This window comes from Geopseudomonas sagittaria, from assembly GCF_900115715.1.
GTDB classification, from domain to species: domain Bacteria; phylum Pseudomonadota; class Gammaproteobacteria; order Pseudomonadales; family Pseudomonadaceae; genus Geopseudomonas; species Geopseudomonas sagittaria.
Map to the genome: position 1 here is coordinate 1 of NZ_FOXM01000034.1, position 9,618 is coordinate 9,618.

At 64.5% G+C, this 9,618-nt stretch carries 7 protein-coding genes and 1 pseudogene; 4 read left to right on the forward strand and 4 right to left on the reverse strand.

Annotation, left to right across the window (positions count from 1 at the left end):
- Window positions 1-309: NAD(P)(+) transhydrogenase (Re/Si-specific) subunit beta (locus BM297_RS21130; protein ID WP_139231106.1), on the forward strand; the 309-nt coding region annotated here is incomplete at its 5' end.
- A 419-nt stretch (window positions 310-728) separates the two neighbouring features.
- On the forward strand, window positions 729-1,613 hold the full coding sequence (locus tag BM297_RS21135; protein WP_092435781.1) for a helix-turn-helix domain-containing protein: 885 nt from the start codon (window positions 729-731) through the stop codon (window positions 1,611-1,613).
- Window positions 1,614-1,773: 160 nt separating this feature from the next.
- Here the strand turns inward: BM297_RS21135 and nahK are convergent, their stop codons facing one another.
- The 3 genes from nahK to BM297_RS21150 all read right to left on the reverse strand — a co-directional run bounded on the left by nahK (window position 1,774) and on the right by BM297_RS21150 (window position 6,997).
- Window positions 1,774-4,413 (reverse strand): hybrid sensor histidine kinase/response regulator NahK/ErcS', encoded by a 2,640-nt coding sequence (gene nahK, locus BM297_RS21140; RefSeq protein WP_092435784.1) that lies wholly within the window; start codon window positions 4,411-4,413, stop codon window positions 1,774-1,776.
- Window positions 4,343-5,506, reverse strand: a complete 1,164-nt coding sequence (nosP, locus tag BM297_RS21145) for a nitric oxide-sensing protein NosP (protein ID WP_394328030.1) — start codon at window positions 5,504-5,506, stop codon at window positions 4,343-4,345. Before nosP ends, nahK begins: the two co-directional genes overlap by 71 nt.
- Window positions 5,507-5,821: 315 nt before the next feature.
- Complete coding sequence (locus tag BM297_RS21150) at window positions 5,822-6,997, reverse strand: porin (RefSeq protein WP_092435787.1); 1,176 nt, start codon at window positions 6,995-6,997, stop codon at window positions 5,822-5,824.
- Between the two features lie 525 nt (window positions 6,998-7,522).
- Here BM297_RS21150 and BM297_RS21155 point away from each other — a divergent pair.
- A complete protein-coding gene (locus BM297_RS21155; protein ID WP_092435790.1) occupies window positions 7,523-8,470 on the forward strand; it encodes an AEC family transporter in 948 nt (315 codons plus the stop codon).
- A 61-nt stretch (window positions 8,471-8,531) separates the two neighbouring features.
- Here BM297_RS21155 and BM297_RS21160 read toward each other — a convergent pair whose 3' ends face one another.
- Complete coding sequence (locus BM297_RS21160; RefSeq protein WP_092435793.1) at window positions 8,532-9,233, reverse strand: transposase; 702 nt, start codon at window positions 9,231-9,233, stop codon at window positions 8,532-8,534.
- A 176-nt stretch (window positions 9,234-9,409) separates the two neighbouring features.
- On the opposite strand from BM297_RS21160, the pseudogene BM297_RS21165 reads away from it, so the two are divergent.
- Window positions 9,410-9,618, forward strand: a pseudogene (locus BM297_RS21165) (IS4 family transposase); the annotation flags it as partial.

Sequence of the window (9,618 nt, forward strand, 5' to 3'; positions counted from 1 at the left end):
GCCGAGGTGCCCTACGAGCAGGTGTTCGAGATGGACGACATCAACGCCGAGTTCGGCCAGACCGACGTGGTGCTGGTGCTCGGCGCCAACGACGTGGTCAACCCGGCGGCGAAGACCGACCCGCACTCGCCGATCGCCGGCATGCCGATCCTCGAGGCGTACAAGGCGCGCACCGTGATCGTCAACAAGCGCTCGATGGCCAGCGGCTACGCCGGCCTGGACAACGAGCTGTTCTACATGGACAAGTCGATGATGGTGTTCGGCGACGCCAAGAAGGTCATCGAGGACATGCTCAAGGCGGTCGACTGATATGAGTTTCTCCGCTGCGTCCCCTGATCGCGCAGCCCTTTACGGTCGCCCCACGGGCGACCGTTTTTTTATTCGCGTGAGTTCACTCCCGAGCCTCAAATAGAAGCAACGGTGATATAGAAAGCGTCTTACGCGCAAACATTCACGCCTTCCCACCCATGTAAGCATGGTGAGAAAAACCGGACTTTACAGACCAGCCACTGGTTATTCCAAACACCCATCAGAACCTTGTCCTTTATCAACATTTGGAATCCTCAAGAACCAATACAACTTCCCTACAAAACAGCTGCATGATAATATTTCATGCAGATATACATACTAATAAAAACTGAAGCCAGCCCAGCTCTCCAGAACTTATTGCACCCTGACCTGGATCGCAGTGAGAGCAATGAGGATGGCCCTCAAAAGAGAACGAAAGCATGCCCAAAGCCATCCCTCCGAAGGAACTTATCCAGTGGGTACCAGGAGAGGTTCTCAGCACCAGCGAAGAACTCGGATGGAAAGACATCGAGCAACGCTCGTATCGCTACAAGGGCCAGGATGTCCTGATCCCGCCGCTCGATCATTTTATGATCGTTTGTTATTACATGGGCCGTACGCCGATGGACAGATGCATAGATGAAGGCTGGAAGCGTACGGCCTGCGCACCGGGAGACATTTCCCTGCTGACAATGTCGCAGGACTCACACTGGCACTGGACCGAAGAGATCGACGTCTCGCACATCTATCTTTCCAATGCGCTGATGTCACGCGTAGCCATGGATGTCATGGAGCGACCGATCGAGGAGGTTCGCCTTCATGATCTACTTCGCAGGCAAGACTTAATCTTGACATCCATTTCCGGCGCAATCACAAGCGAGGTGTGCAGTCGTGGAATTGGTGGATCCTTGTATGTTGAAGCCTTGGGCATGCAACTGGCCATTCATCTTCTGCGTAATTATGCCAGCGTTACTTTCAAGGAGAGAGAATCCCCTGGCCGCCTATCTCAACTGCAGAAACAGCGCTTGCTTGAGTTTATTGATGCCAACCTGCACAACTCCATACGCCTAGATGAAATGGCTGATACCGTGGGACTTGGCGCCTGGACATTCTCCAGAAAGTTCAGCGAATCCTTTGCCTGCTCACCACACGCATTCGTGACCAATCAGCGCGTCGAGAGGGCCAAACGCATGCTGTGCGAGGGTTCGCTGGCCATCAAAGAGATCGCTTATCTTTGCGGGTTTTCAGACCAAGCGCATTTAACCCGAGTACTTCGCACCAAACTCGGCGCCACTCCCGCACAGTTGAAGCGCACCAACAAATAGACTCTTCCAGCACAGCACCAAAGCCCACCCAACGATCTATGGGTGGGCTCGCTGCTTCTGGCCGCCGGGCAGCACGATCCGGAGGTTGACCTTGAAGACCTTGCTGCCTGGCGAGAAGTGCTGGGCAAGGGCATCAACGTGATCAAGTCGTACTACTGATCTACCCCCTCCCCCGCTCGAGCAGATGGCTCATCGCCGTCTTCAGCTTCATCGGCCGTACCGGCTTGTGCATCAGCACCTGGCCGAGTTCGCGCATCTGCAGCTTGAGGTCGTTGCTGTAGTTGGCGGTGATCATCAGCACCGGCAACGGCGCGCTGCGCCGGGCGTTGAGCTCGACGACCAGCTCGGCGCCGGTGTGGCCGTTGTCGAGGTGGTAGTCGACGACCAGGATGTCGGCCTCGCCCTGCACGGTGTCGACCTGGCGGGCCAGATCCTCGCCGGACAGCGCGGTGACCACATCACAGCCCCAGCCTTCGAGCAGGGTGCGCATGCCGGCGCAGATCGCCGCGTCGTTGTCGACCACCCAGACCCGCGCGCCCTGCAGGTGTTCGCCGGGCGGCGGCGGCAGTTCGCTCTGCTCGCGCGGGCGCGGCACGCTGCGCGCGTAGGGCACCTCGACGGCGAAGCAGGAGCCGATGCCCTCGCGCGAATACACGCGGATGCGGTGGCCGAGCATGCGCACGATCTTGTCGACGATGGCCAGGCCGAGACCGAGGCCGCGGTCCTGGGTGGCGCGCACCGGGGTGCCGCGCTTGAACTCCTGGAAGATCTCGCCGAGCTTGTCCGGAGCGATGCCAGCGCCGGTGTCCCACACCTCGATGGACAGCCCACCGGGACGGCGCCGGCAGCCGAGCAGCACACGGCCGCTGGCGGTGTAGCGGATGGCGTTGCTGAGGAAGTTGCGCAGCACCCGCGCCAGCAGCTGGGTGTCGCTCTTGACCAGCGCCGAGCTGGGCACGAACTCCAGGGTCAGCCCTTCGCTGGCGGCGATCTGGTGGTATTCGGCGGCGAGGTTGTCGAGCAGGTCGGCGATGGCGAACGCGCCGACGTCGGGCTTGATCACCCCGGCGTCGAGCTTGGAGACGTCGACCAGGGTGCCGAGCAGGCTTTCCACGTCCTCCAGCGAGTTGCTGACGTTGCGGATCAGCCCGGCGCTGGGCGCCGGCACCGGCTGTTCGAGCAGCGCGCTGGTGAACAGCCGCGCGGCGTTGAGCGGCTGCAGCAGGTCGTGGCTGACCGCGGCGAGGAACTTGGTCTTCGACAGGTTGGCCTGCTCGGCCTCGCGCTTGGCCTCGCGCAGGCGCGCCTCGGCGCGGGCGCGCTCGTCGATCTCCTCGCGCAGCTGGCTGTTCACCGCGGTCAGTTCGGCGGTGCGCTCACGCACCCGGCGTTCGAGGTTCTGGTAGGCCTGGTGCAGGGCTTCGGCGGTGCGCCGGCGCTCGGTGATGTCGCGGATCAGCACGAAGATGCCGAGCACCTCGCCGCCCGGCTGGCGGTTGGGCACGTAGGAACGCAGCATGTAGCGCTCCTGACCGGACTGGTTGCGCTCGGCCACCTCGAAGGTGACGCTCTCGCCGGCGAAGGCGCGCCCGATGTAGGGCTCGAGCAGGCGGCAGTGCTCCTCGCTGTGCACCGCGTGGATGGCCTGGCCGAGCATGGCGCCGCGCGGCCAGCTGTACCACTCGTCGTAGACGCGGTTGGTGAATTCGTAGGTGAGGTCGCCGCTGATGTAGGCGATCAGCGCCGGCACCTGGTCGGTGATCAGGCGCACCCAGCGCTCGCTCTCGCGCAGGGTTTCCGCGTAGCGGTAGCGCTCGGTGATGTCGGTGTAGGTGTTGACGTAGCCGCCGGCCGGCATCGGATGGGTGCGCACCTCGAGCACGCGGCCGTCGCTCAGGCGCTGCTCGCGCTCGCGCAGCGGGCGGCCGCCGGCATCAAAGCTGTCCGGGGTGAGCAGTTCGAGTTCGCTGTCGGCCATCACCTCGGCGAACGACCGGTGCGCCTCGATCGGCGCCAGGCCGCTGAGCTCGAGGAAGCGGCCGTTCCACAGCTCCAGCTCGCCCTCGGCGTTGATCACCGCGACGCCCTGGGACAGGTTGTCCATGGTGCGCTGCAGCAGGCGCGACTTCTGCGCCACCGCCTGCTCGCGGCGCGCGGTCTCGTGGACCTTCACCTCGGTGATGTCGGTGTAGAGGATCACCAGGCCGCCCTCGCGGGTCGGCCGCTCGCTGACCTGCACCCAGCGGCCGTCGTGCAGGCGGTAGAGGGTGCGCTCCTGCTCGGCGCCGCCATGCTCCTCGACCACCAGCCCGGAGCTGATCGCCAGGCGCTTGACCTCGGTGAGGCGCATGCCGCGGCGGATGCGGCCCTGCAGGTCGCCCCACAGCGCCTGGAAGCGGCGGTTGAACAGCAGGATGCGCTGCCCGGCGTCGAACAGCACGAAGGCGTCGGAGATGCTCTCGATGGCGTCGATCAGGTGCTGGTGGGCGGTCTCGGCGCGGCCGCGCGCCTCGCTGAGCAGCGCATTGCTGGTCTGCAGCTCGGTCATCGCCCGGTTCAGCGCGTCGGTGCGCTCGCGCACCTGCTCGGCGAGCACCACCGAGTGCTGGAAGGCGGCGTAGGCGTCGGCGCCCTGCGGACCGGCGGACTCCACGCGCTCGATCAGCGCGGCGTTGATCCGTTCCAGCTTGAGGTTGCGCGCCTGCAGCTCGGCGAGCCGCTCGCGCAGCTCAGCGGCACAGGCCCCGTCCGGGTCGGCCGATGGCGACGCCGGTGAAGGTCTGGTTGATGTGCATGCCATTGAACTGCTCCCCGTAGGTGTTGAAGCCGATCACGCGCTGGCGCACCAGCAGGCCGGCGGTGTCGGCCACCAGGCCGCGCGCTTCCACCTCCATGCGGCGCAGGAAGCAGTCGCAGCCGATGGTCAGCAGCAGCGGGCCGAGGCGCTGTTCGAGGCCGTCGAACAGCGCCTGCAGGTTGGGCAGCAGCGGCCCGGGCTGCATGGCGGTGAGGACGATGCCGTTCTCCACCGCGCAGTAGAAGGTCAGGCTGAGGTCCTCGTTGACCCGCTGGATCGAGCGCACGTAGTGCTGCTCGCCGAGGCGCACCGCCAGCGGGTGCAGGGCGAAGGTCTTGAGGTCGAGCTGCTGCGGGTCGAGACCGAGCAGGCGCGCATACTCCAGCGCCGCCGGCTCGGCGTTGAGCTCGAACACCGTGCGGCTGGCCGGGTCGGCGGCGGTGACCACCAGCTTCTCGTCCAGCGGCTGCATGTGGTGGGTGGTGAACACCTCGAAATCCAGCGCGGTGTGCACCAGCACCACCACCGCGGCGCCGGTGTGGAAGCGGCCGTCGTGGTAGACGTGAGTACGGGTCAGGTGGTTGTCGTCGCCGGCCGAGCCACCGAAGTGGGGGATGCGCCCGAAGGCGGCGTTGAGCGCCGAGAGCACCAGCTCCTCGCGGCTGGACAGGCCGTCGAGCAGGGTCAGCGCGAAGCTGTGGCCGCTGATCGGTTCGCGGCTGCTGCCGCGGCACTCCTCGGCCAGCTGGGCGACCACCTGCTGGGCGTCGAGCAGGCTGAAACTGTCCAGCGCGTCGATGCGCGCGGCGGCGATGGAGAAGCTGCGGTGGTCGAAGCCGATGGCGCTGACGCAGCCGCGGCCGTAGCCCTGCGGGGTGATCTCGCCGGCGGTGGTGCAGCCGACCAGACGTACGCCGCCGAAGTACTGCTCCAGGGCGTTGGCCAGCGCAGGCAGGTCGTATTCGGCGCTGCAGAAGAACAGCACGCAGCCCAGATGCGGGTGCATCAGCTGGCGGGCCAGGTCCTGGGCCACGCTTTCCGGGTCGCCCGACTCGGAAAGGGCCATGCGGACGACGTCGTTCAGATCTTCTTCCACGTCGCCTCCGGACCGGCAGAACACACAGACGGGATCATTCTAGAAAGGCGGCGGCGGGCGGGTAATGCTACTTGGGTACTGCCCGGCCCCCTCTTTGGGGGTACAGCACGGCATACGGAAAATCCGTGCCACAGTCTTGGCGCGCAAGACGGCGGGTGCAGGCGACCCACGGTCGCCGTGCAGCCGGCCGCCCCGCTATCGATGGGGCACCGCCCGGAGGATGGAGAGCCGCTCGGCGCCTCTCCACCGCGACGCGCCGGATGGAAGCGACCCACGGTCGTCTTTCCACCCGGCCCCGGGGCGGGAGTGACGGCCTTAGAAGCTCAGCGCGGCACCGACGGCGAAGGTGCGGGTTTCCTCGTCGAGGGCGTCGCTGTCCTGACCCTCGATCTCGAACTGGTTCAGCTCGGCGACCAGCTTGAGGTTGGCGTTGACGTCGTGGAAGAAGGCGATGCCGCGGGTCTCGTAGTCGGCTGCGCTACCCAGACCGTTGCCGTCGTCTTCGGTCTTGCCGTAGGACAGGGCGACGCGGTTCTTGCCGAAGCGGTAGGAGCCCTGCAGCAGGTAGCCCTCGCTGTCGACTTCGCGCAGCTGCGCCTCGCCGGCGTTGTTGGTGAAGAACGGATTGATGCCCTCGGCCTGGAAGCCGGACGCGGTCAGCGACAGGTTGCCCATCTTGGCCTGCACGCCGTAGCCGACGCCGGTGGAGTCGACGTCCTCGACGCTGTCGTCGGTGTTGTCGGAGCTCTGCTGCATGCCGTTGACCCACGAGTAGATCTGCGCGCCGCCGACCTCGAACTGGTAGGTGATCTCGGTCTCGAAGCGCGGGGCTTCCTGGTAGGCCTTGTCCAGGGCGGAGCTGGCGTCGTCGGTGGTGTCCACCGGATCCATGATGCCGGCGGCGATGCGCAGGCCGCCCATCAGCGGCGAGCGGTAGGTGATCTGCGAGGTCGGGAACGGGTACGGGTAGCCGGTGCCGATGTTGCCGAACGACACGCCGCCGCCGTCGACCAGGCCCAGGGTGTCGCTGACCTGGCCGTAGCCGGTGAGCATCTCGTCGAGCAGGATGTTGGAGCGGGCGAACAGGCCGAAGTCCTTGCCGAACAGCACTTCACCCCAGGCGTCGTTGGACGCGGTGCCGTAGAACTGACGGACGTCGATGGCGGTGGCGGTGCCGTTGGTCTCGCTGTCGTTGATGGTCACCCAGAACGAGGAACGCCCGCCGAGCTTGAGGTCGTCGACCTGCTTGCCGAAGTTGAAGCCGATGTAGTTGGGCAGAAAGCCCATCTTGACCCGCGACTGGTCGCGGTCGAACTGCTCGCCGGCACGGTCGACGTCGCTGTTGACGTAGAAGGTGTTGAAGTAGCCGTCGGTGGAAAAGGTGGTGTCGTTCTTGTCGTAGAGCACGATCTCGGCAGCAGCCGGCAGGCTGAATGCCAGGGTGATGGCAGCGGCCAGCAGGGAATAGCAGGCTTTGTTCTTGTTGTTCATATGGGTCTCCGCATGCGTCAGGACGACTGCCTGATCGAACAGTCGCGCCGATTATCCGGAGCCGGCCGGTGGCGGCCGTATTCTGCACAGGCCGCGAAAGTCTCATGCTTTGGCAGGCCAGTACGGCGCACACCGAAGGCAGCTCGTCCGCAACGAGCGGAAGTCGCAGTACTTGTGCAGGGTGACCGATGCTTTGGGAGTAAGCGAAGAATTGGTAATAGCTATCGGGAATCTCTAGATCGCGGATACAGAGAGACCTTAACAACGTAGACAGCCACCACTCTTGAACAAAACGGTGGAAGCATTGAAGAAGTCGGTGTGACGCTTTCAGCCATCGTCTTGCACGACTGACCATATGTGCCGAGTGAGGCGTGCGCCGTCATGGGTAGTGGCCAGGCCATGCGGCTCTTTACGTTCGCTGATCGCCCGCAAGGTGCGGGCGAAGGCTTCCCATCGCCGCGACGACCTGCGGATAATGCCCCGGCCGCTCTGCCGCGGCCCTTCCAGCCGCCAGGAACGTCCGCCGTGCTCGACATTCTCACCATCACCGCGCCCATCTTCCTGCTCATCGGCCTCGGCTTCCTCTCCGTGCACAGCGGCCTGCTCGCTCGCGAGCAGATCCGCGGCATCAGCAGCTTCGTCATCCACTTCGCCCTGCCCGCCCTGCTGATCCACTCGCTGGCCACCCGGCCGATCGAGGAAATCCTCAATGCCGGCTACCTGCTGGCCTACGGTCTGGCCTCGCTGGCGGCGTTCGCGGTGGGCTTCGCGCTGTCGCGCTGGTGGCGCCGGGACAGCCTGGCCGGCGCGGCGATGACCGGCCTCGGCATGTCGGCCTCCAACAGCGGCTTCATCGGCTATCCGGTGGTGGTGATGGTGGTCGGTCCGCTGGCGGCGCTGCCGATGGCGCTGTGCATGCTGGTGGAGAGCCTGCTGATGGTGCCGCTGGCGCTGACCCTGGCCGAGGCCGGGCGACAGAACGGTGGTTCCGTACGCCAGGTGGCGGTGGAGATCGTCCGCCGCCTGGCGAAGAACCCGGTGCTGATCGGCATCGTCGTCGGCCTGGGACTGTCGCTGCTGGAGCTGCACCTGCCGCCGATCCTGCTGCGCCCCATCGAGATGCTGGCCCAGGCCTCGGCGCCGGTGGCGCTGTTCGTCATCGGCGGCACGCTGTACGGGCTCAAGCCCGGCGGCATGCTGGCGGATGCCAGCCAGATGGCGCTGGGCAAGCTGCTGCTGCACCCGCTGGCGGTCTACCTCGCCTTCAGCCTGGTCCCCGGCGTCGGAACCGACCTGCAGGTCGCCGCCCTGCTGTTCGCCAGCGCGCCGATGTTCACCGTCTACCCGCTGCTCGCCCAGCAGTACGGTCTGGAGGACCGCTGCGCGGCGGCGCTGGTGGCCACCACGGTGCTGTCGTTTTTCAGCATGAGCCTGCTGCTCGGCGTGCTGCCGAGCCTGCCCATCAGCGGCTGAGCAGCCAGCGCCACTCGGCGCTGCCCAGCTCGGCGGCCGCCCGCTGCAGGCAATCGCCGTTCTATTTTCGCGAATCAGCCCTCGGTCTACCCTGAGCTCGCTGCTCTATTCGCAGACCTATCACTCGTTCCACTTCATCCACAAAACGATTCATCCCGGTCAACTGGCCACGTTGCAAGGCTTCACGGATCAGCCTGATCTCATCAGCGCAAACGGCCTCACGCACAAACGCCTCGTAGCGCCGCCGACGCTCGGTGAGCGTATCTCCCAGCCCGACAAAGCAGGGATCAGCATCTAGCCAGTGACTATCTGCCACATCATCCACCCGAGACCGATAGCTCGACCACGGATAGTCTGCTGCATCGGCCACCATGCGTGCCCGCACCGGGTTCAACTCGATATATCGACAGCACGCCAGCAAGTAAGCATCAGTTTGTACCACGCTGGACTTGTAGCGACTCTCCCACAGGGTTCCAGAACGCCCTTCCAGGCGATTGAGATAGCGTGTCGCGCGCGCCGCTAGCGCCTTCATCAGCTGGCCTAATACCGCTACAGAATCTCCCGGCGCCAACAATAGATGCACATGATTGGTCATCAGGCAGTAGGCGTAGACCTTTACTCCGAATGCATCCTTGAGTTCACGGAGATCAACCAAGTACCGCTGGTAGTCCTCGGCTGCGACGAACACCACCTGGCGGTTATGGCCACGCTGCACCACGTGGTGCGGGTAATTCGGCAGGACAACACGTCCCATCCTGGGCATAGAAAAACCTCCTTCCATGGAAGTATTGTGAGTCTTAGCTTTAGAGCAGAAAAATAAATCTGTCCCTGAGGAATCCCCACAAAAAATCTTTACGAATCAAAAGGATAGGGCTTGAAGATGCCTGCATGGGCGGGCACGGTGGTTGTCGCCAAACATAGCCACCACACCCGTTCCCCATGCAGGCCGTCCAATTTTTACATACCGCGTTCGCTCAAGCACTGCCGACCATTCACGCTCGCCGCCTGACCGCACTCATGGCTTGCGTCAGCGCCTTGCTACAAGGTCAGCGCCTGACCCTGACGGCGCTGGGACGCTCGTTGCCGGGGCAGGCCTACCCCAAGCACGCCATCAAGCGTGTGGATCGCCTGCTCGGCAATCCGCACCT